We start from the raw sequence: 25,537 nt of genomic DNA, 5'->3' as shown, positions 1-25,537 counted from the left end.
CTACTTGTCGTGGCTGATGGACTGGGGCGCGCCCCCCAAGTGCGCGGCCATGCGGGCGCTAGTCGTTGTCGGGAACGATCTCGACGAAATCGGTGACCGTGTAACGAGTGCGCGAGGTGCCGTTGATGATCTTCTCCAGGTGGGATTCGCAGACGTCGTGTCCGAGGCATGGCTGCTCGCCGCAGTCGGCCAAGAAGACCTTGAATTCGGCGTGGTGCGGGCATTGGGCTCCATGATCCCCCCACTCGGCGCACATACCGCCGAGAAAAGGCGCCTCCTCTTTCCGTTGCGCCGCTTTCACTTTGGAAACATGGCGAGCGGCGAAAAGAGGCAAGGTATAACTGTTCGCCCTATCGCCGAGGTGGGTCTCAGCGCAGGCCATCCACTCTTCGGCTTCTTCTCCGTCGAGAAGGGCAAGCAAGCTTTGGGCGAGCTCTAGCATGGCCTCGTCGGCTTTTTGAAGTTCCCTGAGGGCCCTCTCATAGAGGGTGTTCAGATGGTTCACGGCAAGCAGGGCGCAGTCGTGGAGCCAGTCCTCTTCGGACACTTCGCCGGGGACGCTAGAGTAGATCTCTCGCGTTTCCCGGATATGCTTCTCTGCTTCCTTTTTGTCGTACACCGTCATGACGATCGACCTGGAGAGCCTTTCGAGGTCTGTGGTCGCTACGAATTCGGTGTTCGACTTGTGGGCGACGTTGTAGAGCGGGTTCTCGACAGCAATGGCCCGGCGTTCTGCGGCGAGGACGCTGTCGCGGTCGGGGTACCAGTCGATGGAGATGCCGCGGACCTGGGGCCACCAGTCCTTGCTGTCGGAGTGCTGCTTCATCCGCCGGGGCGGGTCGTTGGTGATGCCGACGTAGAGCAGTTGGCCGTCGTCGGCGTAGAAGCGGTAGAGCGCGAGCTTCATCACGTGGGTCCTCTCTGGATGGGGAGGTGCGATGCGGTGCCCGCCCCGGGCGTTGCACCCGGGGCGCCGGCTGGGTCCGGACGGGCCGAGGTCTGGGCGCCGCAGGGGTGGTCAGAGGTCGACGTAGACGGTGGCGGTGCGCTCCTCTGTGCGGACCGGGCGTAGGACGGGGCCATAGGGGAACGGGGGAAGGAGGCTCTCCTCGTCGTCCTCTACTGCGGTGAGGACCCACAGGGAGTTGTCCTCGTCGCAGCGGACGATGATGCGGCGCTCCTCGAAGTGCCCTTTGTCGCGGGTCTCGATGGCGACGATCGTGTAGCCGCCGTACTCGTCGCCGACGACGCCGGTGTGGCTGAATTCGAGCAGGCCCTCGGCGGTGTCGAGGGCGACTTCGCGGGTCGCCATGGCGTGTCTCCTGTGTGGTTAGGCCGCTCGGGTGGCGGTGTCGACCCGGATCGGCATGATCAGGTGGCGGCGGTGGTCGTCGCCGGCCGGGCGGAGCAGGGCGGGCTGGCGTCCGTCGCGGAGGGTGATGCGCGTCTGGGGGGCGCCGACGTGGGTGAGCGCGTCGGCGAGGTAGCGGGGCGCGAACGCGATGGTGAGCGGCTCGCCCTCCCATTCGGCGTCGAGGACGTCCTCGCCGTCGGTCTCGCCGGCGACGGTGACGGCGATCCGGCCAGGGGTGACGTGGAGATGGACGGGCAGGCCCCGTTCGGCGACGGCGGCCACGCGCAGGACCGCCTGGCGTAGACGGCCGGTGTCAACGATGCAGTCAGCGCCGTCGAGGGCGGCGGCGAAGAGGCGGCCGATGGGCGGCGCGGCGCCGTCGATGAGCCGCGTGGCCATGGTGCGCCCGCCGGCGGACAGGCCGAGGATGGCGTCGTCGCGGTGGAGGGTGACCTGGTCGCCGCCGAGGGTTTTGACGGCGTGGGCGAGGGCGGCCGCGGGGACGAGCAGATCACCCTCAACGGCTTCGAGGATGGGCGCCCAGCCGATGGTGTGCTGGGCGGCCCGGTACCGGTCGGTGGCGGTCAGCGTGATGCCCCCGGCGGCGAGGGCCAGGCGGATGCCGGTCAGTGTCGGCAGGGTGATGACGGTCGCCGCGGCGGCTGCGGTGTGGGCGACGGCTGCGGCGAGGTCGCCGGCGGGGACGGTCCCGATCTGTTCGGGCAGCGCGGGCAGGGTCGGGTAGTCCTCGACCGGCAGGGTGGGCAGGGTGAACTTTACGGGGCCGCAGCGCAGGGCGACCCGCGCGCCGTCTCCGGTGAGGGTGAGGTCGCCGTCGTCGAGGCGGCTGATGGCCTCGGCGAGGGTCCGGCCGGGGAGGACGGTCACGCCGGGCTCGGCGACGTCGGCGGGGAGTACCGTCGTGCCCGAGGTCTCGTAGTCGAACACGGACGCGACGACCTCTCCGTCGCGGGCATCTATGCGGATGCCCGCCAGCACCGGCACGGCGGGCCGGGCGGGGAGGAGCCGGGCGAGCCGGCCGATCTCCGCGGCGAACAGGGGGGCGTCAACAGTGAGTTTCACGAGTTTTCCGTTCGTCTCGCGGCTGGGGGTGGCCCTGGCGTGTCAGGCGGCGAGGTCGATCTCGTCGCCAGTGACGGACTCGGCGATCGCCGCGATCAGGTCGCGGGCCGCATGGCGGGGGTCACCGGCGGTCTCCCGCGTCGGCCAGGGTGGTGCTCTCGGCGACGAGGGCCGCCACGTCGCGGCGGGCGGCCTCTTCGAGCGGGGTCGGGTCGATCCCGGCGGCCTCCAGCGCCTCGTAGGCGCGCTGGCGGATGATGGCGGGGTCTTCCCACGCCGTCTCCAGGCGCTGCGCGGCCTCGAGCGGGTCGCGCGGCCGGCTCGGATCCAGCGTGTCCAGCAGCCCGTACTCGGCCGCGATCTCCAGGCGGGCCGACAGCCAGTGAGGGCTGGAGGTCCCACCGGTGAGGGCGACGACATGGCGGGCGGCGGTCGCGTGGTAGGCGATGCGCGCGGCCGCGCGCCGGCGCAGATCCTCGGCAGCCTCGGCGTTCTCCTCGAGCAGGTCGGTCGGGTGCGCATACTCCCGGGCGGTGGGCCGGCTGGTCATCTGTGAGCCTCCTTGCTGTGGGTGGGGGGCCGCCCCCGCGGGGGCGGCCCGGGCGGGCAGGTCAAGCGGCGAGACCGATCTCCTCGCCAGTGATCGCCTCGACCAGCGCCGAGACCAGCACCTCGGCAGCCGGAGGTGTCACACCGTTGCCGAGCTGGCGAACCTGCTCGCGGCGCGTCCCCAGCACTCGGTAGTCGGCCGCGAACGCCATCGCGGCCTGAATCTCGGCGGGTGTGAGCATCCGGAACCGACAGTCCTCCACAGCGGGGGTGGCGACCGCACCGACCGGGTTACTGGTCGGTCGGGCATAGCCGTTGCCGGAGTAGGGGACGAGGAGCCCGTGGTGGTTGCCCGACGCACACACCGTCGCCAGTGGCTCGGAGACCGGGCGGTGCGTCGAACCGCCGCCGCGCAGCTCGACCAGGAACGGTGGAATCGCGAGCGCGGTCTCCAGCCGCGCGGTCTGCGTGCGCAGCGGCGCTCCGATCGGCCGAGCCTGCTTGCCGTCACGGCCTTCGACCGGAACCGCGAGCGCGCCCCCGTACTTGGCCAGACCGGCCTCGATACGAGCGAGCGTCTTCGCCGCGAGAGGCCGAGCCCGGTCACCGATCCGCTCACCCGTGTTCGTCCAGTCGATGACGGACGCCGCCGGCAGCGTGACAGGGTCGACCTCAACCCAGCAGCCGATCACTGGGCACCGGTAGACGTACTGGGCCCGGTAGCGGCCCCATGGAGTGTCTGGTTTCTTCCACGCCTGCACCGCGCGCACCGCTCCGTGCTCCGGGCAGGTGGCGTGCGGCCGGGTCCATTTCTCCAGGTTGGGGATTCGGCCGAGGCTGTTGTGCCAGTACACGACGTACAGACGGTCGCGGGACTGCGGTGCCCACGGTGTGGTGGCGGCATGGGCGAACATCGAGTTGAGGTAGATGACGCGGGTTGTGTATCCGAGGGACCGCAGGGCGAGGGTCCAGGCGTCCCACATCACCCACCGCCGGGCGTCCACGACGTTTTCGACCACGCCGCCGGTGACGGGCCGGCCGCGCATCGCCATAACCTCCAGGTAGCGCGGGACGTCCCACATGGTGGCCCTGCTGCGTTCGGCTGCGGCGTCGGGGAGCACCTCGCCGAAGAGGTCGGGGGTCGCGTCCTGACGGCGGCGCCCCTGGGCGATGGAGTGGTTCGTGCACTCTGGGGAGGCCCATAGCAGGTCGGTACGCGGGTACCGGCGGAAGTCCACCTGTGAGATGTCGGCGCAGTCGTGCTCGACGCCGGGGACGGCGTGCATGCCCTGGCTGGAGCCGCCAGCGCCGCAGAAGAAGTCGGAGACGGTGATCATTTGTCCTCGTCAGAGTGAGTAGGGGCGGCAGCGACCATCACGATGTGACCGCTCATGTGAACTCCGGTTGGGTGGCGGTGGGGGCGGGGCGGGCCGCCGACGCGGCGGCCCGCCGGGGGAACGTCACGCCGGCTCCTCAGCGGGGGTGTCGTCGACGATCTCCGCGTCCTCGATCACCCGCTCCGCCACGCGGGCCCGATCACGCTCCTCCAGGGCGTCGATGACCCGCTCGACCTCACCGGGCTCCATCTCCGCCCGACTACCGATCTCACGCCCCACCGTCTCGGAAACGAACGCCAACGCCTCCTCGGCCCCCATGCCCAGATGGCGCATCAACCGGCCCATGGCGCGCATCCGATCCGGGTCCACCCGAGGCCGCTCCTGCGCCGTCGTGGCTTCCGCTTCGGCTTCGGCGATCGTGGCGCCCGGCCGCACCTGCGCGGGGATGCTTTCCGCGATGTTCCCGGCGGCATCGACCTCGGCGCCCAGCTCCTCAGGCGTGTACTCCACACCGAGGATCGCCTCCTCGCACGCCTCCCGGGCCACCTCAGTGATCGCGCGCGCCTTGAGCATGGCCTCAGGGAAGGACTGCCACACCTTCTTCCCAGCGACCCCCGCCCTGCGGGCGCGCTCCAGCGACCACCGAGACTCGAAGGTGTAGTCGGGATCGTCGGCGCGAATGATCTGGGCGATGGCCACCAGCTCCGGCTCCCGGTCCACGCGCACCCGCAGCGTGTGGCCAGCACGGCGCACCAGCGCGGAGATCAGCCCCGACGACGCCGCCGGCTTGCCCTCGATGACGTGCACGCTGTTGATCGCGGTGATCGGCTCCAGGCCGAGGGCCCGCCCGTACTCGACGGCGAACAGGACGTTCTCGGGCCTGTTGCGGTAGGCCGATGGGAGCAGCCCGGAGGAGGCCAGCGTGCGGGCGTACTCCATGCGCTCGGGCAGGCTGTCAGTGCGGATAGCGATCTCGGTCATGCGGCGAACTCCTCAGCGATGAAGTCGGTGTGGGGTGGGCACTTGCGGTCGGCGACCACGAACGGGGTCCCGTTCTTGGCCTGCCGGGCAGCGATGCGCTGGCCCAGGAACACGGCCCGTTTGGCGGTGCCCATGCGGTCGGCCATCTCAGAGCGCACCCGAGTCCACTCGGCGTCGGCGGCCTTCTTGTTGTCCCGGGCCCGCGCGAACGCAGCGGCCTCGTCGAGGGACAGCTCGACCTCGCGGTCCTCGATCTCCGGGTGCAGGTCCCGGATGGTCTGGTAGGTCGAGTCGGTGGAGTCGATGTCGGGTACCTCGCCGAACAGCAGCGAGTCGAGGAACATCTCGGCGCGGGCGCGGAGGATCGCGGCGTCGGTCTCGTCGTAGTGCACGACGTACTCGCGGAACTCCAGCCTGGCGGTGAGCACCGCGACGTGCGCGACCTCCAACCCGAGCACGTCGAGGTACCACATGACCTGCGTCCGGTAGTACAGCGGGATCTCGTCGGTCCCTGGCTGGCCCCAGGCCGTGTCGTCCTGAGAGTCCGTCTTGACCTCCAGCACACCGACCGGCTTGCCGTCCTGGACGAGCAGCCCATCGGGGTTGGCGAGCTGGTAGTCCCGTTCGACGTGCGTGTACGTGCCGCCGACGGCGACCTCGAACTCCGGGTGGCGGTCAGCCCACCAGCGGCGGATACCGTCCTCCAGGTAGTGGCCCCGAGCCTGAGCGTCCGTGGTGGGGCCGTCGATGACGGCCCCGTTTTTCAGGTGCCACAGCCGGTACGGGGACACCCACGGGGACCGGCCCAGCACAGCGGCCATATCGGACCCGCCGAGACGGGAACGCCGAGCCTCGTGCCACTCCGGAGAACCAGACGGCCACGCCCCGAGCAGACGCCCCGTCGGCGTCACGACCCCACTCACGCCGCCACCGCCTTGGCCTTCGCCTTGACCTTGCGGGCCCAGTGCTCGATCCGCCGGCCAGCCGCGTCATAGCCCCGATCCGCAGGAGTCGTCCCACCTCGAACACTCCACCGATCGACTTCGGCGAGCGCGTCCGACAGGCACTGCTGGCGGACAGGACAGACGGCGCACCAGTTCAGCGCCTCCGCCTGATCGGCCGGATCCGTCGAGGTGAACAGGTCCATCTCCTCAGGCGTGACGTCACGGCACGCCGCGTCCTGGCGCCAGCCACGCATCAACGCCGCCCGAATCGGGATCATGGACTTCGTCATCGGGGGGTCCTCCCGTTCTTTCGGTGCTTCGCAGTCGAGGAATCGGTGTCAGGGAGAAGCCGCTGGGCCCGCAGGTCCCGCTCTATCCGATCCACCACCCGGTCAGGAGCGTGATCAGCGACGAGCACCGCCAGGTGGCGCACCAGCCGGCGCAGCTCCACCACACGGCTGTCAGCCCGCACTGAACGGGCGGCCCACCCGCCGGCCGCGGCCACCGCCGCGACCAGCAGGTAGGGCGTCACCGTCGCCACGGTGTCGAGCGCGGTCACCGCACACCGCCAGGCGTTCGAGCCGGGTCGTAGGCGTCCCGGACCGTCTCTGGCTCCTGGGCCGCGTGCCGGCCTGCGGCGGGCTGCCGCATCGCCTCGACGACCCGGCGCCGCCGAACCGCATCGGGGATCACGGGGGCTGTCACCGGCGCGGTCATCACCGCTTCGGCGCGGGACAGCAGGGACAAGAACTCCCGCTCGAACCCAGCCTGCGCGACGGCCGCGATGATCCGCCGGTCCACGGTCAACACCTCGACCCCGCGCTCCTCCAGCCACGAGGTCACGCGTTCCACCGCGCCGGTGTCGCGGCTCACGGCGTTCACCGGTCACCGCCGCAGCGGACCGCGATGTCGGCGTGCGCCTCAGCCAACCGGCTCATCTCGTCCGCGACCGCGGCGGCCATCTCGTGTTCGGCGTCGGGTTCGCCCTCGCTGATCGAGATGCGCAGGATCGGGTCGGCGGCGTCCCGGGTGGCCCACACGGCGACGCATGGCCGCCCGGTGGCGGGGTCGGTGTCGAGTTCAACGAACCCGTCCGCCGGGATCACCGCATCGAGGGTGAGGTGAGGCAGCCGCATGGACGCCTCCTGCTGGGTGTGGATAATGGTCATGGCCCGTTTCCTCTCTGTGGTTGGGGGCCGGTGGCCTTCGCCGGATGCGACCCGGCGAAGGCCGTTTTCGTGGATCAGAACTGGATGCGGCGAGCGGGGCGCGGCTGGATCGGCAGGGCCGATACCGCCGTCCGCGTGGCCCGTCCGGCTGGCCGGGGTCGCTGCGGGGGCGCCGCCGGGGTGGCGCCGACCTCGACGGCCGCACCGTCGAGCAGCGCCTCGATGTCGCTTTCGGTGAACACGATCTGCTTGTTCTTGCCGATGCGCCGGTGGCGGATCTGCCGACGCTGAGCGGCTTTCCGGAGGCCGCCGGGAGTGGCGGTCGGAAGCCATCGCGCCACCACTTCCTCGGGGGTGTAGGTGCGCAGCGTGTCCATGTCGCCTCCCTCAGAGGTCGATGGGGTCAGAGGCGGGAACCGCAGTTGCGGCAGCTCGTCCGCGACGGTTCGTTACTGGAGCCACATGTCCCGCAGGTCGTCATGTCGCCGCGCGACGGCCGGGGGGTCATTCGGTGGGCTCGCTGGTCAGGGTGTTGGTGGGGACACCGAGGACGTCGGCCATGCGCGCCAGCCGCTCTCGCGATGCATTCCGGGTTCCGCTCTCCATCTCGCTGACGAGAGAGAGGGAGCAGCCCAGTAGCTGCGCGAAGTCGGTCTTCGTGAGTCCCGCTGCTTCGCGTGCGCGAGTGACCGCGTGTGGGGAGTGGTTCAACTTCCTCATGTCGCAACCGTAGCGAGAAGCTTCGCGAACTACAACCCTTATTTGGGAAGATCTTGAGAAGCTTCTCGTTCGTCCATGCACTGAAAGACAGGTTTCTGTGGCATCCTGCGGGTTAGGTCATCCTCAACTGGACTTCGCGAAACTTCGCGAAGATGATGTGCGCATGGAAACGCAGACCGCCCGACCGCCCGAGGGTGAACTCATCGAGGAGGCGCGTGGCAGGACAGGCATGTCCCAGAACGCCGCTGCACGTGCAGCCGGCATCTCCGGTACTCGGTGGCGGCAGATCGTCAAGGGGTACGGCACCGCGAGCGGCGTCGTCGTCCAGGTCACCGGCCCGGCCGAAACCGTCGCACGCATGGCCCGCGTCGTCGGAGTGACGCCGGAGGAGCTAGAGGAGGCCGGCCGCGACGACGCGGCCGACCAGTTGAGGGAGATTGAGGCGACCGACCCCGACCCAACCCTGCACCGGCAGGCCGCTGAGGTGCCGCCTGACGGGGACCGGCTGAGCATGCAAGAGGATGTGACAGGGCGATCGCTGTGGACGCTCAAGCGCACACAGAATGGCCAGACCTGGACAATGACAATGACGTTTCCACCGTCCTGGTCGCACGAGCAAGTATCGAAACAGATGGCCGCGTTGATGGATCAGCACATGGAGGTAATCCAGCGGGGCTTCTGAAGCGTCGTATGGAGATGGTGAAAGGGCAGCCGCCTCTTGCGAGGTAGCCGCTGCCCTTTCTCATTTTTGCGGCGTTTACCCTGGTCAGGTTACGCGGAGTATGCATTCGTATGGGAATCCGGGCTAGCACGCATGTCCGAAACCATCTAATGTGACAGTCCGGCGAGCAGGGCAAACACCCATTTCGCGCCAATGGGTGTTTGGAGGGGTGCCGCATCACGGATGCGGCCGGGATCGCCCCATGGGCGAGAAAGGCCGAAAATGGAAGAACGCAACGATCCCCCCGCCCAGCAGACCCGTCGTCTGCTGGTGATCGTGACCGACCTCGGAGCGCCCGGCGAGACACTCGCAGTGCTGCGGTCACCCGATGAGCGGACCACCATGGTGCTGGTCCAGCGCGGAATCACAGCACACGACCTAGTGGCGACCGCGATGCTCCGCCTCCGCCTCTGGGAGATCACCGCCTGGAAAACCGCGGGCGGCTGCCCGGCCGACGTCGACCCCCTCGACTGGTGGGACCCGGACACGGTCGCCACCCCCGACATGGTGCCGCCACCAGTACGCCCCGCAAGCAGCGTCGCTGCCTGACCGCCCCCGCCCCCCGCCCCCTGCACCCGGGCCCCACGGCGCTCCGTCTCCGTCGGAGGCGCCGTTTCTCATCTGCGCCCCCAGCGCCCCCAGCGCTGGGCACACTGAGACAGCCCAACCCCCTACCGGAACGGAACAGAATGCAGCAGCCTCAAGCGGAGCGGCGCGGCGCTAAGTGGCGAGTGCGAGTGCGCGATGAAAACCGCAACTGGATCCCCCTCGGGTCCGGATTCGACACCGAGGAAGAGGCCCTCGCCCATGGCTGGGAGCAGGTCGCGAAAATGGGCCGCGGCCAGTGGATCGACCCCCGCAAGGGGGAAATCGCCCTCACGGAATGGGCGAACGCCTGGCTGCCCAGCCAGGAGCTCACCCTCGGCGCCCGGCAGCAGTACCGCTACCTCCTGAGCTCTTTCATCCTTCCCGCCTTCGGCCACCGCACGCTGAACAGCCTCACCTACGCCGACCATGAGATCAACGCATGGGAGAACAAGATCCGCGCGGCCTACGCGCCGAGCACCGCCCGCCAGGCTCGGGGACGGCTCGACAACATGCTGGAGGACGCCGTTGTCCAGCAGCTCATGACCCGCAACCCAGCACGACGGCGGGCCGGCCGGGGCAGCATCGAGCAACGACGCCTACAGGAACGGCCCCGTCACGCCGAGGGACGGTGGACGACCCCGCTCGGGGCGCTGCTGATCGCCGAGCGCGCCAGCATCCTCTCCGGGCGGGACGATGAGTTCATCATGATCATCACCGCGGCCTACACCGGGATTCGGTTCGGTGAGCTGCTCGGCATCCAACGTGACTCACTGCACATGAACCGGTTGCACGTGCGGTGGCAGCTCTACGAACTCTCCGATGGATCCACGATCCGGAAGCTGCCGAAGGACGGGAGCCGTCGTGTCGTTGATGTTCCCGCGCACGTGGCACGGCTGCTGCGTCGCCAGATGCGGACCCTGCCACCCATGCCCGAGGACGCCGCCACCTGCCCCTGCGTGAAACTCGAAGACCCCGACTACCGGCGTGAGTACGGCCACCCGGCCGGAATCCATATCTTCCGGGGCCCGGCCGCATCTGGTCCGCGCGCAGGCCAGGTCCGCTACGCCGACGCCGCAGCCTTGGCCGGGGTGTCCGTCGGCACCGTCGCCAACGTTCTCAACCGGCCGGACCGGGTGTCCGCTGCGACTCGGGTCCGTGTGCAGCGAGCGATCGAGGAGCTGGGCGGCGCGTTGGAAGGGTCCTCGGCGACCGTCGCGCCGCACTGGCGGCGGGAGAGCTTCCGGTCCTCGATTTTCCACCCTGCGGCGACCGGCCTACTCCCCGCGAAAGGCGGGAAGCCAGCACGCCCGGTGTCTCTCGCAGCTGACGGGTGGACGGGGCGTCCTCTGAGAGGAGGACGGAACGTGGCCGAACGCAGCCGGATGTCGTGGCGGCCAGTAGCCCAAGGGCTGACCCCGCACAGTCTGAGGCATTCGCACAAGACGTGGATGCTGGAAGACAAGATCGACCGCGTTCTTCAGGACGAACGGCTCGGCCACGTTGACCAGAGTGTGCAGGGCGCCTACTCCCATCCGACCCCGGCGATGCGCGACGAGCTGATGAGAGCACTCGGGGAGCGGTGGGAGGCCGCGCTCCGAGACCGAGCCCGGATGTGGCCTTGCTCACATGTGGGGGTTCTTGATGATCTGCTGGAGCCGTACCGGCATCTACACCGGCGATATGTCCGAATTCCCCTTCTCGGGAACCAGCTTGGTACCCAGTTGGTACCCAGTAGCATGAGAAAACCCCGCAACCTCGGTGAGGCTGCGGGGCTCTGACCTGCTATTTCGCTGTCGGGACGGCGGGATTTGAACCCACGACCCCTTGACCCCCAGTCAAGTGCGCTGCCAAACTGCGCTACGTCCCGTTGTCCTGCGGTTTCGTTTCCGTCCCCGCGAACAGGTTTAACTCTAGCGCATCCGCGAGGGTGGTCGTGACGCCTTCTTCGGCGTGGCCGGGGATCGCGGGCGCCACCGTGGTCGTGGCGGTGGTTTTCCGCTTCCTGGCCGGAGCGTGTCGGGGCGTCCGCCCTCCTGAGGGCGGAGGGGCTCCGGTACAACCCGGCCACGGTCCCGGGACCGGAAGGGCTCTTTCACGCCGGCCGCGGTTGAGGCCGCGCCGCCTCCCCAGGTTCCGGGGACGGCCCTGCTCAGGATGGTTCCCTCCGCCACTTCGGGTAGGTGCGGGAAGCGATGGAGGAGGGGAATCATGAACGATCACGCACACCTGGTGTCGGGGGCTCCGCCACGGGACGACGACGTGGTGGTGGGGGTGGACGGGTCCGCCGGATCGCAGGCGGCGACCGTGTGGGCGGCCGAGGCCGCGCACCGCCGCGGGGCGGGCCTGCGAGTCGTCCACGCGGCGAGCATGCCCCTGGTCACGATGCCGTTGGGGCATTCGGTGCGGATGCCACCGACCCCGGAGGTGGCCGAACGGGCCTCCGCGCTCCTCGGGGAGACGGTGGAGCGGGCCCGGCAGGTGGAGCCGGAGCTGCGGGTGGGCACCGAACTGTCCGCGCTGGACCCCTCTCACGCGCTCATCGCCGCCTCACGCCACGCCCAGCTGGTCGTCGTCGGCACGCGCGGGGCGTCGGGCGTGCGATCCCGGTTCACGGGCGCCGTGGGGATCCGTGTCAGCGCGCACGCGGAGTGCCCCGTCGCGGTGGTCCCGTCTCTGCCCCACACTCCCTTGGAGGTGCGGGAGCGGCGCCACGTCATCGTCGGCACCGACGGGTCGCCGGGCTCGGATGCGGCGCTGGAGTTCGCGTTCGAGGAGGCGATCCTCACCGAGAGTCCCCTGACGGTGGTGCACGCCTGGCGGATGCCCGCCATGTTCGACCCCGTGATGACCGGTGACGTGGCCGTCGACCTGCGTGACACCGTCGTCTCCCAGGCCGAACAGAGCGTGCGCACCCAGGTCGAGCAGATCCGGCCGCCCGACGCCGACGACCTCCCGGTCAGGATCACGATCGTGGAGGAGCAGCCGGCCCACGCCCTGCTCAGCGCCGCCGAGGAGGCGCGCCTCATCGTCGTGGGCTCCCGCGGCCGGGGCGGTTTCCGTGGCCTGCTCCTCGGCTCGGTGAGTCAGGCCCTGCTGCACCACGCCCACGTCCCCGTGGTGGTGACGCGGATCCCGCGCCATGCCGCCGACCGGGGGCCGGTGCCACCCTCCTGACGCGGCCGTCAGAGGCGCGGTGCCGGCCTTGTCACCGGAACGGCGGGGACAAGAGCCTGCGTGGCAGGGACCGGCCGGCGCGAAAGCGCGGTGGAGACGGCGCCGGCCCCTCGGGGCTGGACCGCTGTCCACCGCCCATCGCGAAGCGGTGGTGGAAGGAGACGCTGCGGCCATGCCGTCGGTGACGGTGGACGGCGACCTCGGGTGCTTCGTCCCGGTGACGGTCGGGAGTATGCGGTGCCTCCGCCCGCGGCCGACGGCGTGGCCGTTCCCTCGGTGAGACGGACACGGCGGGACCGCCTCGGGCTTCCCGGCCGGTGCGGACCAGGCCCTTGGCCTTCCTTCGGGCCGGCTCGCCCGCCGCGGCCCTCCGCGCCGGAGATATGCGGGGCGGTGCGTCGAAACCGCCCGCCCTGGTCGTCGGGGACGGGGATTTCCCCGCGTTCCCGGCACGCAGAGGGGCGGCCGGACCTCGGTGTCGTCCCGCAGGCCCTTGCACGTTCGATCGGCAGAGGCGGGGTCGGATCGTCCGAGCCGGTCGAGGCGCACCGGTTCCCCCGGTCCGCCTCATCGATCGCTTTGTGAGACCCCTCCTTCGGGACGGGGCGCCCACACGGGCGGCGTCCACGCCGACGGCCCGCTCGACCGGCCGCTACGGGCACTCCGGCGGCGTAGGGTCCTAGGCGGTGCAACGCCGGAACCGACGGGTTCGGACGAGACAGGAGTGGTGGCCATGGTGAGGAAGCTCGTGCGGGATCGCGTTCCAGAGGTCATCCGCGCCGATGGCGCGGAGCCGGTCATCACCGTCGCCGACGCCGAGGAGTACCGGCGCGAACTGCGCGCCAAGCTCGGCGAGGAGGTCCGGGAGTACCTGGAGGCGGGCGAGGAGACGGCGGTGGAGGAGCTGGCCGACGTCTTGGAGGTCGTGTACGCACTCGCCGCCCTGCACGGCGCGAGCCCGGAACGGGTGGAGGAGGTCCGCCGGGCCAAGGCCGACGAGCGGGGCGGTTTCGCCGACCGGCTCGTCTGGCACGGCAACCGCCAGCGGTAAGGACGTGGACTTTCACCTCGGGCGGTGCCGGGCCGAGCGCCGCTGAGGAGCCGTCGGGCTCGCGGGCGGAACGGCGGCCGGACGGCGCGTGCCCCGCGCCCTGAGGGCCGGCTGTCGAGGGGACCCATCGGCCGAGGGTGGGGCCGCCTTCTCCGACCTCGCCCGACACCGATCCGCCGTACGGACTCCTCCGCGTTCCGCGCACGCTCGACGACCGCGCCGGGCGTGAGCCCGGAGGAGGGGCCGGACGGGGGCGGCGCCTGCCCCCCTCCGGCCACCCGTCACGTCGGGACCGGCGCGCGAGAGGGAAGGCCGGGCCTGCGGTGGCCGGGCGCACCACTGAGCGCGTTCCCGGGTACACCGACCCGGGGTCTTCGCGTGGCCTCCACCGCCGTCCTGTCCGGAAGAACGACTCCGCCACGGCGAGCACCGGGCAGGGCGACGCGGGAGGTGGCGGGAACGGCCGGCTCTCAGCGACCGCCGGAGCCGACCGCGTCATCGGAGTCCCGCGGGAAGACAGCAGACCGTGGACGCACCCTCCAGCCGGCCTGGCCTCCCCTTGGAGTCCGTATCGCGCCCGTGGGAAGTGACGGCACGCCGAAGGAGACGGCCTGGGCGGCCACCGTCCTCGCCGTCCCACGCGGAGCTGTGGCTGCGCCGCGGTGGAAGGCGAGGGACCCAGGCCACGGTCATCCCGGCCGGCGGGGTCGGACGAGGGCCGCTCGCGATGTCGTGGCGGGAGCCGGGGAGCGGAGACCGCGCTCGAAGAACCGGGCCGGGCAACGACCGGAGCCGGCGCGAGGCCCCTGAGAGCGGCGGGACACCTCACGTCCTGTCGGGCCGGGAGGCCGAGGCCGATCTCAGGGAACCAGCCCCGGCCGATCGCCGCCTAAAGCCGGGGAGCGGGCCGGGCGCGCATCGCGCGGTCTCGGTGGGGAGGCGTCGCCCGCGCTCGTCCTCCGGCGCGTCGCGTCGCGGCTCCGGGACGGGCCGCCGGAGTCACGCGGAGCCGGGCGTGTCCGTCCGGGGACCGGGCGCGCGGAGGTGCCCGAGCGGACGGGGACGGCGGCTATCCGCGTGGGCGGTGGCGGCGGACGGCCCGGGCGTGGGCGTCGGTGAGCAGGTCCCGCACCCGCTCCCGGGTCGTGGGACCGGGATTGACGACGGCCACCCAGGACTGGGGGGCGTACACCGGGTGCGGGATGATCCGGTCGGTGACCGTGTAGTCGATCTCCGCGGCCTGGTCGGCGTGCGCGGCGGGCGGGTAGCCGACCAGCTCCTCGAAGGCGGTCCGCCCCACGGAGATGTTCAGTCGGAACACGCCGGGCCGGTTCAGCTCCGAGGCGGTGTCGAATCCGTCGTAGTCCTTCACGACGATCGTGGCGAACGGCATTCGCTGGGCGCCCATCCCCTCGCCCTCGGGGTCGTAGAGGAAGAACGTGTCCCCCCAGGCGATTTCGGGGGAGCCGTCGCCCTCGGCGGCGGTGAACGCGGTCACGCCCGGTAGTCCGGAGGTGAAAGCGATGATCTCTTCGGGGGCGAACACGGGCTCCTCGCCGGATCGGGCATCGGTGGTCGGGTCGTGGCGTGTGATCTCCATACCTTCGAGTTTCTCATTGAAGTCCTTATTGAACTTTGGGATCGTCTGTCTGCCGGATGACATGGGGGCGATGGAGGAAATCCTCAAATCGGTCTTGAAGCGGTCGGCGCCCTTCGGAGGCGGTCCGCCGCGGTACGCGGGAACGGCGCCGGTAGGCTCCGGGCCGGGTGAACGCTCGGGAGGGGAAGGCGCGTGGGCGACGGGGCGGGTGACGGTCGCGCTGTCCGCTGACGAGGCGCTGGTGCTGTCGGACGGGCTGGAACTCCTGCAGAGGACCGACCTGGGGAGCCTGGTCGACGATCCGGCGGTGTGGGCCCCGATCCATCGGATCGCCACGACGCTCGACACGGGGCTCCCCGACCCGTTCGCCCCCGACTACGCGCGGCGGCTGGAGGCGGCCCGCGGCCGCCTGTGACCGGAGCCTTGACGGGCGCCGACGTCTTCGGCGGCCGACACGTGCCTTCGGTAAGCGGGCCGGGCGCGCCCCCGAAGGCGGGGGCGCGCCCGGGGGCGGTCAGCTCGTCTCGCCGCTCGGAGGCAGGGCGATCAATGGGGGACGCCGCCCGAGTGTCCCCTGGTCGATGCGGCGCCACGCCGTGGCCCAGCGCTGGAACTCGGCCTCGTCGCCGCCGCAGGCGATGACGAAGGCGTTGAGCAGGGTGTAGCGGGGCAGCTCGTTGCCGCCGAGCATGGCGTGGAACGAGCTGGCCGAGCTGAGATGGCCGCAGTCATGGGCCATCTGCTGGAACGAGGGCTGGCCCGCCCAGCGCCGGTAGCGGCGCATCGCCTCGACGAACTCCGCCGGGGTACTGGCCTGCAACGGGTCGGGGCGCAAGTCGTATCCCTCAAGGTCGGCGACCACTCGGTGACGGTTCCTCTTGTCGGTGGAGGGGACGTCCACCTTGACCGCGATACGCAGCTCGGCGCGTTCCTGGTGGCGGCTGGTCTCCTCGGCCACCACCGGGACGACGGGGACCTCGCCCCACAGGGTGCCGTCGGCGGCGCGGCGGACCCGGCGTGGCTGGGCGTCGGCGGCGACCCGGTAGGTCGTGGGGCGCGCGACCGGGCGCAGCGAGCGGTTGGGGCCGGTGGGGTCGAGCAGGTCGGCGGCGCTCATCGTGCCTCCCGGGGCGCGACGCGCGCGGCGATCTCGCCGGCCAGGCCGAGCGCGGCCAGGCTGATCAGCAGCGCGGTGACGACGTCGTGGCCTCCGGCCTGGATCAGGCAGGCCAGCACCACCACCAGGAGGATCACGGTCACGCGTACGATCGGCGCGGCCGCAGTGAATTTCACGAGCATCGGCGCTCTTTTCTATGGAATTCCTCAACGAGGAGATTGCGTTTGGCCCAGACAATCCGGACGTGGGCCACGGAAAGAAAGCACGCCTGGGGCGGGAGACGGCGTGTTCGTAGCCTCACTCCGGAGGGCCGGTGCCCAGAAAGTACCGTATAAACAACGGCTTTGCTCGGAAAGAGTGCCTGATTCGTCACCCTGAGTCCAGGGTGCGTGACATACGAATTCTGCTCCGTCCGGTGGAGAGTGAGACCTCGGCGTCCCGTTCATGTTCTGTCCCGTCCGGTCGCGTTTAAAGATGTCCAGAAACGTCCAGATGGCTCCACGCGCGTCCGAGGTGGTTTATGCGTCGCCGGCACGGGGATGACGACGTTGGCTGTGAAATTGCTGAGAGGTGATTTACGGTCGGGTAGTATTTGGCGCATATGGCGTGAGCCATATGCGGTGCATGGAGCCGGTTGGCCCAGACAACGGGACGGCGACGAGCCGGGAGACCTCGGCGCCCTCCTACGGCCGGTCCTCGCATCCGGCCGTGCCCCCGCCGTTCGGGTGGGGACACGGCCTTCTTTCAGGTCTGCCCGCCCCCCGCACGGCCTTCCGCGGCCCTCGTGGACCGGTGTGCCGCCAGGTGATCGGCGGCCCGGCGAGGGCGGCCGAACGTTTCAGGTCGCCTGCCGGCAACGGCACCACGGGCCGTCCGCCGTGGGCGGGCCGACCTCGCCCCCTCAGCCGGAACGTCCCGGGTACCGGCATGACACGCGACCGTGGGGGCATGAGGGCCGCACCGTTCTGGACGCCGGCGCGGGCCACACCACCCGGTCGGGGTCGTCGGCCTCCGGCGCGCTCGTTGGGGGCTTCGCGGGCCGATGCCGGCGGTCGCGGCCCGCCAGGTGGGGCCGCCGGTGGACACCGTCCCGGCCACGCCCGGACCTGTCCCGGTTCGGTTCGGCGATGAGCGTCGTGCGTGTGGAAGGAGCCGTCCAGGGGTGCCTTCGGGGACGAGCAGGCACCAAGAGAGCGCGCATCGCGACGGTCACCGGCGACGAGGCGGCGGTTTCGTCCCCGGCCGGCCGGGCGGTGATTCTCGCCTGGGATGACGGTCCGGGTGGGGCCGGTGGCCGTGTGGTCGCTCATGCGGGACTCCTGATCGTCCTCGTAGGGGAGGGGCGCCTCGGTGTCCTGTGGGCCGGGTGAGAGGCGTGAAAACCAAGCTAGAGGCCGACGCGCCGCGCCGGCCGGACCGCGCGGGAACCTGTGGACGAACCCCGGCCCCGATTCCCCGGCGCGGGCGGACGGTTGCCGCGACGTCGCCCCGGGCCGCCGGGCGCCTGAAACGCGGCGCACCGGTCCGTGCCGCCGCGACCTCCTTTACCCGACCGTGTGCCCGGTGGGCCCGTCCACACGACGGGGCGCCACACAGGCGCCGTCGACCGGTCCCGGCGGTGACATCGGTGTCCCACCGGGCCGCCCGCCGTCATCGGGGCCGCGGAGAAGGAGCCGCGGACCAGGGAAGATCCACGGACACACCATCCCAGAACGGATCTGTCGCACATCTCCGATAGACATACGGCGTCGCAGATCGACGGACGGCACGCCCTTTCGCGTGCAGGTCCTCCTCATCCGTCGTTGGGAAGGTGATCCGTGGAATCCGAAGGCGTCGATGTCGGCGGGACGAGCGTGGTGGGCGTGGTCCCACCCGCCCGGCCCAGGAAACTGGCGAAGGTTCCCTTCGTCGAACTGGCCGACGGGAGACTGCAGGGGGTCGTGTCGAGCGGCTCCGACATCGCGCGGGTCTACGTCTCCTCGATCACGGCCGGTTCGCACGCGCTCAGTTGCGGCACCAACAACAACCGCCCCTGTGGAGGCCAGCAGGGCACCTTCCTGTGCAAGCACCTGAGGGCGCTGGTGGCCGAGGCCGTCACCCAGTTCGGCCTGCGCCGCGTGGCCGACTACCTGCGCGTCTCCGTCGACGGCGAGGCCGACGCCCTGGTCGCCGCGCTCACCCCCGGCGTCGAGCCGTCGCCGCCGGCCGGCGTGGTGTTCAGCCGCTTCCTGCGTTACCTCACCTACCTGGAGCTTCCGGGCACCACCGCTCCGCTGCCCGAGATGCACTGGTTCCCGGCGAGGGGGGTGTCCCGATGAGCGTCCCGCCCGCGGCCCTCGCCGAGCTGACCGCCACCGACCCCTCCGGGGTGGCCGAGGCCCTCGATCTGATCACCGGCGTCGACGGCGCCCTCGAACACGGCCTGGGGCGCCCCGACCCGGCGCACGCCCGGGCGCTCGCCGACCTGGCGGGGGCCATGTCCGCCACCCCGCTCGGCGCCGTGGTGGGCGAGGCGGTCGAGACGATCGCCTCCGGAAGCATCGCCGACACCCAGACCGCGGCCCTGGCCGGCGGGCGCGGCGCGCTGGTCGGCGCGGTCCACGACGCCCTGCTCGCCGCTCTCGACGGCGCCACGGGACGCGCCCGCGACGAGGCCCCCGCCCCGCAGGAGCCCGCCGCCGACGGCGCTGCCGACGAGCGGTTCGGCGGTGTCCGTTCCTGGCTCACCGAACTCGCCATCAACGGCTGGCGCGGAGTCGACGGCGAGCTGGCCTCGGGCGCCGACCAGGCGATCGAGACGCTGCTGGCCGACCCGGCCCTGCGCCGCCCCGCGGTGCTGCTGGACGGACTGGCCGCCGAACTGCGCGCCTGCGCTCCCACCGCGACGATGGAGGGGCTGCCCACCCGTCGCTGGGCCGACCTGTGGGCCCGCGCCCTCGTGCTGACCCAGCGGGGAGCGCTGCCGGGTCCCGGCGCGGCGGCCGAGCCGGTCACCGGCCGGCTGCTGCCCTTGGGCGTCGACGTCCACGAGCACGCCACCGCCGTCCAGGCCCAGGTCCACGCCGTCCTCGAACCCGCCGACGGGGGCCCCGCGCGGCTGGTGCGCACCGCGGTGTCCGCGGCCAAGGTCGACGTCATCGTCGGCCCGGCCGTGTGGGGGCTGCTGGCAGACCACCCCGTGCTGCTCGGCGCGCTGGCCGAGCAGTGCTCCCTGGAGGTCGCCGACATGCCTTTGACGGCCGGCGGCGACCTGCTGTGGGACGACGCCCTGGCCGGCAAGGGCGAGCCCGCCGACCCCTTCGTCACCGCGCGGGTCGCGCTGCCGGCCGCCGTCGCCCCGGCCGTGCCGCCGCTGGAGCGCCATCCGACGCGCATCGCCGAACCCGTCCTGCTGGAGGGGTACAAGAAGGCCGAGACCCCGCGGGGGCCCGCCTTCGACCTGGGCGACACCGTGCTGCCCGTGGCCACCGACCGGCTGCCCGCCTGCGGTCCGCTCACCGACAAGCTCGTCGCCTCCTCCTCGGCCTGTATCGGCCTGATGCGCTGGGACGCCGGAGGCTGGTCGGTACAGCCCTTGGCGGTGCAGGCGAAGGTCAAGCGGGTGCTCACCGGCGTGCACACCGGCGACTGGGCGCTGGGCCCCACCGACCCCAAGGTCGCCAAGGCCGAGGCCCGCTACGACGCGCTGGGCGTGCTGCGGGAACGGGCGGGACGGTTGTTGCGGCGGTGAGCGAAACAGTGGACGAGACCGTGACCAACCCCCACGAGAACCGGCGCCAGGTGCTGTACTGGCGGCTGCTGTCCCGGCTGTTCGGCGACGAGGAGCAGGCCGGGCTGGAGGCGGCGAGCGTCGCCGTCGTCGACGACATCGGGCTGCCCCCGGCCCTGCTGGACCCCTCGGTGTCGGTGGACAGCGTGGTACAGCGTTTCCCCGAGCTGGACGGCGCCTTCGACGGTCTGATGGCCGACGACGAGAACCCGGCGACGGACTCCGACGCCGCGCAGGTGGGCGCCGAGGAGGTGCGCCGCGCCGCGCTGGTGTCGAAGCTGCTGCTCAACGTGTTCGCGACCGGTTCGGCCGACGTCAGCGCCGCCCAGCTCGCCACCTGGCAGGCCGACGCCGGATGGCTGGAACGCGCCTGCGGCCACCAGCCGGGTGAATTGCGCTCGCGTCCCGGCGACACGGGTCTGGCCGGGGTGCTCGGCGACATCGAGGGCGACCTGGTGCGTCGGATGCGGCTGCGCGAGGTGCTGGCCGACCCGGCGCTGGCGGCGCGGCTGACGCCGAGCATGTCGCTCATCGAGCAGCTGCTGCACGACAAGGCCAACCTGTCGGGGGTCGCGCTGGCCAACGCCAAGGCGCTGATCCGCAGGTTCGTCGACGAGGTCGCCGAGGTGCTGCGCACCCGGGTGGAGAAGACCAGCGTGGGCCGCATCGACCGGTCGGTTCCGCCCAAGCGGGTGTTCCGCAACCTCGACGTGCAACGCACCATCTGGAAGAACCTCACCAACTACGACCCCGAGGAGCAGCGGCTCTACGTCGACCGGCTGTACTACCGGCACACCGCCCGGCGGGTCGAGCCGGCCCGGCTGATCGTGGTGGTGGACCAGTCGGGTTCCATGGTCGACTCGATGGTCAACTGCACCATCCTGGCGTCGATCTTCGCGGGCCTGCCAAAGGTCGACGTCCACCTGGTGGCCTACGACACCCGGGCGCTGGACCTCACCCCGTGGGTGCACGACCCGTTCGAGACGCTGTTGCGCACCAAGCTCGGCGGCGGCACCGACGGCACCGTCGCGCTGGAGGAGATCCGTCCCAAGATCACCGATCCGCGCAACACGGTCGTCGCCTGGATCTCCGACTTCTACGAGTGGCGTGAGGACGCGGTCTTCAGCGGCATGGAGTCCCTGCACCGCTCCGGCGTCCGCTTCATCCCCGTGGGCTCGGTGACCAGTGGCGGCCGGCAGAGCGTGAACCCGCGCTTCCGAGAACGCTTCAAGGACATGGGCACCCCCGTCCTGTCCGGGCACATCGACAAGCTCGTCTTCGAACTCAAGAACTTCCTCACCTAGGAGACCCCTCATGTCCGACGAAATGCTGCGCGCCACCGCCGAGGTCAAGTACGCCGACGAGCTGGAGTACCTGGAGTCGGTCGACGACGCCCCCAAGCCCTTCTCCTGGCGGCTCAGCCCCAAGATGGTGCGCCTGTTCATCCTGGGCTCCGAGCCCTCCGACGGGCTCGACCGCGAGATCCCGCAGAAATGGTTCGGCGACCGCACCTTCGTCGAACGCAGCATCGTGACCCTGGCCTCCGACCGCGGCCTGCTGCTCATCGGCGACCCCGGCACGGGCAAGAGCTGGCTGGCCGAGCTGCTGTCGGCGGCGATCTGCCGTGACTCCACCCTCGTGGTGCAGGGCACCGCCGGCACCACCGAGGACCACATCAAGTACTCGTGGAACGTCTCGATGGTGATCGCCAAGGGACAGACCCGCGAGTCCATGATCCCCTCGCCGATCATGACCGCGATGGAGAAGGGCGCCATCGGCCGCTTCGAGGAGCTCACCCGCTCCACCAGCGACGTGCAGGACGCCCTGATCTCGATCCTGTCGGAGAAGTACGTGTCGATCCCCGAGCTCGACGACGACAACATCGTCTACGCCAAGCCGGGTTTCTCGATCATCGCCACGGCCAACAGCCGCGACAAGGGCGTTAACGACCTGTCGGCGGCGCTGAAGCGGCGCTTCAACTTCGTGCGGATCCCGGTGGTCACCAGCAGGCGGAGCGAGGCCGAGATCGTCCGCTTCCGCACCACCGAGCTGCTGCGCCGCCACCGCATCGAGCTGGATGTGCCGCCCACGCTGCTCGACATCCTGTTGCAGAGCTTCGGCGACCTGCGCACGGCCGCGGCGTCGGCCAAGAGCGACGACGAGAAGCTGGAGTCGGCGCTGTCCACCGCGGAGCAGATCGGCGTGCTGGAGGACGCCATCCTGCACAGCCACTTCTTCGGCGACCGCACCCTGCGCGCGCAGACGCTGGCGGGCTCCCTGGTCGGTTCGCTGGCCCGCCGCAACCCCGAGGACCTGAGCATCCTGAACAAGTTCTGGCACGGCGTGGTCGAGCCGCGCAGCAAGTCCGACGGCGGCGAGTGGACGGACTTCCTCGAGGGCGGCAAGCAGGCGATCGAGAGCCTGTCATGAGCGGCGCGACCACCACGACCAGCCCCTTCCGCGCGCTGCGCGACCAGCTCGACGCCGCGGCCCAGGCGTTCGCCGACGCCCCCGACGCGGTGTCGGAGATCCTGTCGGGCATGGTCGACGACGTCGACCGGGCGCTGGCCGAGAGACTGGAGATCTTCCCGGTCTGCCACCACTCGCCGGCGTCGGCCCTGGCCATGGCCCGCCGGTTGCGCGAGAAGCGGCCCAAGGTCGTCTACCTGGAGCTGTGCGAGGACCTGCGCGACCTGCTGCCCGAACTGCGTAACTGCCGTCTCCCGGTGGCGTTGCAGGCGTTCGCCAGCGACCTCGACGGGTTCTCGCCGGGCGCCGGACCGCTCAGCGTGGTCGCCCCCATCACCGAGGCCTCCGCCGAGTATCAGGCCATCGCCTACGCCCTGGACACCCCGGGGGTCGAGCTGGTGCTGGTCGACCGGTCGGTGGACCACGTCTTCCAGTGGGACCCCGCCTACTCCGGTGACCCGGACGAGCGGCCCGCTGAGGGGGCGGGGGACGACGACGGCGACGGGGCGGCGATGCACGGTGGCGCGGTCGGCATCGAGATCGGTGACCTGAGGCCGCGCTTCGCCGAGCTGGAGGAGCACCTGCTGCACCACGGCAAGGTGCGGCACTGGTCGGAGTGGTGGGACCAGTACGTCGAGCAGCCGCTGGCCGGCGCCGACTACGACACCTACCGCCAGGTCATGGTGATGATCGGCAGCCTGTTCCGGCGCCTGTCCCCGGCCCGCGCCGAACGGATCGCCGTGGACGAGGACCGCGAGCGCTACATGTGGACGCGCATCCGCGAGCACCTCGCCGCCACCGGCACCGACCCGGCCGAGGGCATGTACGTGTGCGGCGCCTTCCACGCCGCCAGCCGGGTCGAGGAGTTCGGGGTCCAGCCGCGTTCCGAGGGCTTCGAGATCACCCCGCGCACCGCGACGACGTGGCTGTACGGGCTCATCCCCTCCAGCCACGCAGCCATCGAGGCGCAGTTCGGGCTCGCCGGCGGGTCGGTGTCGATCTCCGCGGCCACGTGGCGCAAGCACGTCTCGGCGGGTGGCGTCGCCCCCTTCCGGCTGAAGGGGCAGAAGGGGACGCCGGCCGGCAAGGCGGGGAGGAATTCCCGGGCCGCCGCGGCGACGGTCGGACCGGCCCCGGTCGCCGACCGGCTGTCGGGGTTCCTGGCCAGCCCGCCGACGATGGATCCGTTGGACGAGGCCGAGCTGCTCGGCTGGTGCGTCGACATCGTCCGCCTGGCCCGGCGCAACGGCTACCCGGCCAGCACCGCCGACGCCATCGCGGTGTATGAGACGTCGGTGCTGCTGGCGGGGATGCGCAACCGGGCCCGGCCCACGCCCTACGACTTCCAGGACGCGGCGGTCACCTGCATCGAGAAGGACACCGTGCCGGGACGCCGCGACGTGCGGCGCCTGTGCGAGATCCTGCTCGGCGGCGACCGGATCGGGGAGGTCGGCTACGACGCGCTCCCGCCGTTGGCCCGCGACGTCTACGACCGGCTGGAAGCGCTCGGCGTCGACCTGAAGAAGCGCAGGGTCCAGCGGGTGCTGATGGACCTGCGCGAGCAACCGGAACTGGAGCCGTGTTCGCGGCTGCTGTGGCGGCTGCGCCGGCTGCTGCCCCAGGGTGCGGTCCGGCCCATCACCGGAGCGCTCGGCCTGGGGGAGCGGTCGATCCAGGAGAGCTGGGATCTGTCGATCGGCCACCACCAGCGCGCGCTCATCGAACTGGGCTACGAGGGGGTCACCGTCGAGCAGGTCCTGGAGCAGCGGCTGCGCGCCGCGGCCTGGGACCCCAAGGCCGGCGCGGCGGCGGCGTTGGAGGCCGTCGAGGAGTCCATCCTGCTCCTGGACAACCGTCGGCTCACCGACGAGCTGGGCCGGCGCGCCGTCGAGCTGCTCGCCGCCGAACGGGCCGTGGACGACGCCCCCGAGGTGCTGCGCAGGTTCCGGCGGCTGCTGGGCCACTACCGGGCGACCGAGCCGCGGCTGCCGGCGTGGTGCGCCTCGTTCGTGACCACCGGATTCGCGCACTACTGCACGATGCTGCCGACCTCCTTCGCCACCGAGGAGACCGGGATCCGGCAGGTCGCGGCCATGCTCGGGTTCCTGCTCACCCTGGAGAACACGGCGCTGGCGCTGGGGTGTGAGCGTACCCAGCTCGAACTCGCGGTCAAGCAGTCGCATCCGGAGGAGCCCGCGAAGGTGGCGCTGCTGTGGGCGGCCCAGACCCGGCTGGGGGTGCTGTCCCGGGCGGAGTTGCGTGCGCGCTGCGCGGAGCTGCTGGGCAACCCGCTGGTCGTGCCGGCCTTCCCGCACTACCTGAGCGGTTTCGTGCAGGCGCTGTCGCCGGTGCCGGGGTTGGCGCCGTTCGTGGTGGAGGTGATGTCCGACGCCTTCGCGCGGCTGCCCGACCGGGTGCTGTTGCCGTGGCTGCCCATGCTGATCACCACGCTGCGCGAACACGCCCGGGAGATGGTGCCGGTGCTCCTGCGCGAGGCGGGGCGCACCTTCCCGGCCCGCCTGCCGGAGCTGGACGCGTGGACGCCCCCGTGGGCGCGCCCGGAAGGGGAGCCGGCGGTCGCGGCGTCCCCGGCCGTCGCTGTCCCCGCCGGTCCGCTCACCGACCTGCTCACCGCCCACCCCGCGAGCAGTGACGCGGTGGCCCGGCTGCTGGGGGTCGAGCCGGTGTGGCCCGCCGTGGAAGCGGACGTTTCGGCACCCGCCCATCCGGAGGCGGCCGCTCTGCTGGAGCGCCATCCGGCTCCCGCGGCGGCCTTGGCCGCGCTCTTGGCGGCCCCGCCCCTCGGGGCCTGACGGATCCGGCCGTCCCGGGACGCCCCGGGGCGGCCGGCCGCGTGTTCCGGGAGGCCGTGGGCTCCTCGGCCCCGGCGGACCGTAACGTTGAAAACGCG

At 71.2% G+C, this 25,537-nt stretch carries 27 protein-coding genes and 1 tRNA gene; 11 read left to right on the top strand and 17 right to left on the bottom strand.

What is annotated here, in order from left to right; translation table 11 throughout:
* Positions 1 to 58: 58 nt before the first annotated feature.
* The 13 genes from ACYVHU_RS21365 to ACYVHU_RS21305 form a co-directional block, all read right to left on the bottom strand.
* Entirely contained in the window at positions 59 to 907 is an 849-nt protein-coding gene (locus tag ACYVHU_RS21365; RefSeq protein WP_498949346.1) for a GIY-YIG nuclease family protein, read from the bottom strand.
* 111 nt (positions 908 to 1,018) lie between these two features.
* Positions 1,019 to 1,312, bottom strand: coding sequence for a hypothetical protein (locus ACYVHU_RS21360; RefSeq protein WP_498949345.1), 294 nt, complete (start codon positions 1,310 to 1,312; stop codon positions 1,019 to 1,021).
* Between the two features lie 18 nt (positions 1,313 to 1,330).
* Positions 1,331 to 2,437, bottom strand: a complete 1,107-nt coding sequence (gene dnaN, locus ACYVHU_RS21355; protein ID WP_498949344.1) for a DNA polymerase III subunit beta — start codon at positions 2,435 to 2,437, stop codon at positions 1,331 to 1,333.
* A gap of 121 nt (positions 2,438 to 2,558) precedes the next feature.
* The gene (locus tag ACYVHU_RS21350; protein WP_498949342.1) at positions 2,559 to 2,987 is read right to left on the bottom strand and encodes a hypothetical protein; all 429 of its coding nucleotides are present in this window, start codon (positions 2,985 to 2,987) and stop codon (positions 2,559 to 2,561) included.
* 61 nt (positions 2,988 to 3,048) lie between these two features.
* On the bottom strand, positions 3,049 to 4,323 hold the full coding sequence (locus ACYVHU_RS21345; protein WP_498949341.1) for a DNA cytosine methyltransferase: 1,275 nt from the start codon (positions 4,321 to 4,323) through the stop codon (positions 3,049 to 3,051).
* A gap of 123 nt (positions 4,324 to 4,446) precedes the next feature.
* On the bottom strand, positions 4,447 to 5,304 hold the full coding sequence (locus ACYVHU_RS21340; protein ID WP_498949340.1) for a recombinase family protein: 858 nt from the start codon (positions 5,302 to 5,304) through the stop codon (positions 4,447 to 4,449).
* On the bottom strand, positions 5,301 to 6,215 hold the full coding sequence (locus ACYVHU_RS21335; RefSeq protein ID WP_498949393.1) for a YqaJ viral recombinase family nuclease: 915 nt from the start codon (positions 6,213 to 6,215) through the stop codon (positions 5,301 to 5,303). The genes ACYVHU_RS21340 and ACYVHU_RS21335 overlap by 4 nt, the downstream gene beginning before the upstream one ends.
* 8 nt (positions 6,216 to 6,223) lie before the next feature.
* Positions 6,224 to 6,538 carry a WhiB family transcriptional regulator gene (locus ACYVHU_RS21330; RefSeq protein ID WP_498949339.1) on the bottom strand — a complete coding sequence of 105 codons (315 nt, stop codon included), beginning with the start codon at positions 6,536 to 6,538 and terminating at the stop codon, positions 6,224 to 6,226.
* On the bottom strand, positions 6,535 to 6,807 hold the full coding sequence (locus tag ACYVHU_RS21325; RefSeq protein ID WP_498949338.1) for a hypothetical protein: 273 nt from the start codon (positions 6,805 to 6,807) through the stop codon (positions 6,535 to 6,537). Before ACYVHU_RS21325 ends, ACYVHU_RS21330 begins: the two co-directional genes overlap by 4 nt.
* Positions 6,804 to 7,130, bottom strand: coding sequence for a hypothetical protein (locus ACYVHU_RS21320; protein ID WP_498949337.1), 327 nt, complete (start codon positions 7,128 to 7,130; stop codon positions 6,804 to 6,806). Before ACYVHU_RS21320 ends, ACYVHU_RS21325 begins: the two co-directional genes overlap by 4 nt.
* Positions 7,127 to 7,417: a hypothetical protein gene (locus ACYVHU_RS21315; protein ID WP_498949336.1), complete on the bottom strand. Its 291-nt coding sequence runs from the start codon at positions 7,415 to 7,417 to the stop codon at positions 7,127 to 7,129. The genes ACYVHU_RS21320 and ACYVHU_RS21315 overlap by 4 nt, the downstream gene beginning before the upstream one ends.
* A 74-nt stretch (positions 7,418 to 7,491) precedes the next feature.
* Positions 7,492 to 7,794, bottom strand: coding sequence for a hypothetical protein (locus ACYVHU_RS21310; RefSeq protein WP_498949335.1), 303 nt, complete (start codon positions 7,792 to 7,794; stop codon positions 7,492 to 7,494).
* 127 nt (positions 7,795 to 7,921) lie between these two features.
* Complete coding sequence (locus tag ACYVHU_RS21305; protein ID WP_498949334.1) at positions 7,922 to 8,137, bottom strand: helix-turn-helix domain-containing protein; 216 nt, start codon at positions 8,135 to 8,137, stop codon at positions 7,922 to 7,924.
* Between the two features lie 163 nt (positions 8,138 to 8,300).
* On the opposite strand from ACYVHU_RS21305, the gene ACYVHU_RS21300 reads away from it, so the two are divergent.
* The 3 genes from ACYVHU_RS21300 to ACYVHU_RS21290 all read left to right on the top strand — a co-directional run bounded on the left by ACYVHU_RS21300 (position 8,301) and on the right by ACYVHU_RS21290 (position 11,224).
* On the top strand, positions 8,301 to 8,819 hold the full coding sequence (locus ACYVHU_RS21300; protein ID WP_498949332.1) for a helix-turn-helix domain-containing protein: 519 nt from the start codon (positions 8,301 to 8,303) through the stop codon (positions 8,817 to 8,819).
* Positions 8,820 to 9,080: 261 nt separating this feature from the next.
* Positions 9,081 to 9,407, top strand: coding sequence for a hypothetical protein (locus ACYVHU_RS21295; protein ID WP_498949331.1), 327 nt, complete (start codon positions 9,081 to 9,083; stop codon positions 9,405 to 9,407).
* A gap of 188 nt (positions 9,408 to 9,595) precedes the next feature.
* Positions 9,596 to 11,224 carry a LacI family DNA-binding transcriptional regulator gene (locus ACYVHU_RS21290; protein WP_498949330.1) on the top strand — a complete coding sequence of 543 codons (1,629 nt, stop codon included), beginning with the start codon at positions 9,596 to 9,598 and terminating at the stop codon, positions 11,222 to 11,224.
* Between the two features lie 15 nt (positions 11,225 to 11,239).
* Here the strand turns inward: ACYVHU_RS21290 and ACYVHU_RS21285 are convergent.
* A tRNA-Pro gene (locus ACYVHU_RS21285) sits at positions 11,240 to 11,313 on the bottom strand.
* A gap of 341 nt (positions 11,314 to 11,654) precedes the next feature.
* Between ACYVHU_RS21285 and ACYVHU_RS21280 the strand changes: the two genes are divergently transcribed.
* Complete coding sequence (locus tag ACYVHU_RS21280) at positions 11,655 to 12,620, top strand: universal stress protein (RefSeq protein ID WP_078759794.1); 966 nt, start codon at positions 11,655 to 11,657, stop codon at positions 12,618 to 12,620.
* A 733-nt stretch (positions 12,621 to 13,353) separates the two neighbouring features.
* Positions 13,354 to 13,671 carry a nucleoside triphosphate pyrophosphohydrolase gene (locus tag ACYVHU_RS21275; RefSeq protein ID WP_498949328.1) on the top strand — a complete coding sequence of 106 codons (318 nt, stop codon included), beginning with the start codon at positions 13,354 to 13,356 and terminating at the stop codon, positions 13,669 to 13,671.
* Positions 13,672 to 14,740: 1,069 nt separating this feature from the next.
* Here the strand turns inward: ACYVHU_RS21275 and ACYVHU_RS21270 are convergent.
* Entirely contained in the window at positions 14,741 to 15,271 is a 531-nt protein-coding gene (locus ACYVHU_RS21270) for a DUF6194 family protein (RefSeq protein WP_235000636.1), read from the bottom strand.
* Positions 15,272 to 15,479: 208 nt separating this feature from the next.
* Here ACYVHU_RS21270 and ACYVHU_RS21265 point away from each other — a divergent pair, with 208 nt between their 5' ends.
* Positions 15,480 to 15,686 (top strand): hypothetical protein, encoded by a 207-nt coding sequence (locus ACYVHU_RS21265; RefSeq protein ID WP_078759792.1) that lies wholly within the window; start codon positions 15,480 to 15,482, stop codon positions 15,684 to 15,686.
* Between the two features lie 99 nt (positions 15,687 to 15,785).
* Here ACYVHU_RS21265 and ACYVHU_RS21260 read toward each other — a convergent pair whose 3' ends face one another.
* Together ACYVHU_RS21260 and ACYVHU_RS21255 are read right to left on the bottom strand one after the other, a co-directional pair.
* Positions 15,786 to 16,388 carry a hypothetical protein gene (locus ACYVHU_RS21260; protein ID WP_432941430.1) on the bottom strand — a complete coding sequence of 201 codons (603 nt, stop codon included), beginning with the start codon at positions 16,386 to 16,388 and terminating at the stop codon, positions 15,786 to 15,788.
* Positions 16,385 to 16,570: a hypothetical protein gene (locus ACYVHU_RS21255; RefSeq protein ID WP_432941427.1), complete on the bottom strand. Its 186-nt coding sequence runs from the start codon at positions 16,568 to 16,570 to the stop codon at positions 16,385 to 16,387. Before ACYVHU_RS21255 ends, ACYVHU_RS21260 begins: the two co-directional genes overlap by 4 nt.
* 1,635 nt (positions 16,571 to 18,205) lie before the next feature.
* Between ACYVHU_RS21255 and ACYVHU_RS21250 the strand changes: the two genes are divergently transcribed.
* Genes ACYVHU_RS21250 through ACYVHU_RS21230 form a run of 5 tightly spaced genes read left to right on the top strand, consistent with a single transcriptional unit; the run spans position 18,206 to position 25,439 of the window.
* The gene (locus ACYVHU_RS21250; RefSeq protein ID WP_498949327.1) at positions 18,206 to 18,706 is read left to right on the top strand and encodes a hypothetical protein; all 501 of its coding nucleotides are present in this window, start codon (positions 18,206 to 18,208) and stop codon (positions 18,704 to 18,706) included.
* Entirely contained in the window at positions 18,703 to 20,118 is a 1,416-nt protein-coding gene (locus ACYVHU_RS21245; RefSeq protein ID WP_432941424.1) for a hypothetical protein, read from the top strand. The genes ACYVHU_RS21250 and ACYVHU_RS21245 overlap by 4 nt, the downstream gene beginning before the upstream one ends.
* Positions 20,115 to 21,461, top strand: a complete 1,347-nt coding sequence (locus tag ACYVHU_RS21240; protein ID WP_078759788.1) for a VWA domain-containing protein — start codon at positions 20,115 to 20,117, stop codon at positions 21,459 to 21,461. The genes ACYVHU_RS21245 and ACYVHU_RS21240 overlap by 4 nt, the downstream gene beginning before the upstream one ends.
* Positions 21,462 to 21,471: 10 nt before the next feature.
* A complete protein-coding gene (locus tag ACYVHU_RS21235; protein ID WP_078759787.1) occupies positions 21,472 to 22,587 on the top strand; it encodes an ATP-binding protein in 1,116 nt (371 codons plus the stop codon).
* Positions 22,584 to 25,439, top strand: a complete 2,856-nt coding sequence (locus ACYVHU_RS21230; protein ID WP_078759786.1) for a DUF5682 family protein — start codon at positions 22,584 to 22,586, stop codon at positions 25,437 to 25,439. The genes ACYVHU_RS21235 and ACYVHU_RS21230 overlap by 4 nt, the downstream gene beginning before the upstream one ends.
* Positions 25,440 to 25,537 lie beyond the last annotated feature (98 nt).

This window comes from Marinactinospora endophytica (assembly GCF_054780875.1).
Note: the sequence above shows the minus strand (reverse complement) of the source record. Positions and strands in the feature narration are given on the sequence as shown.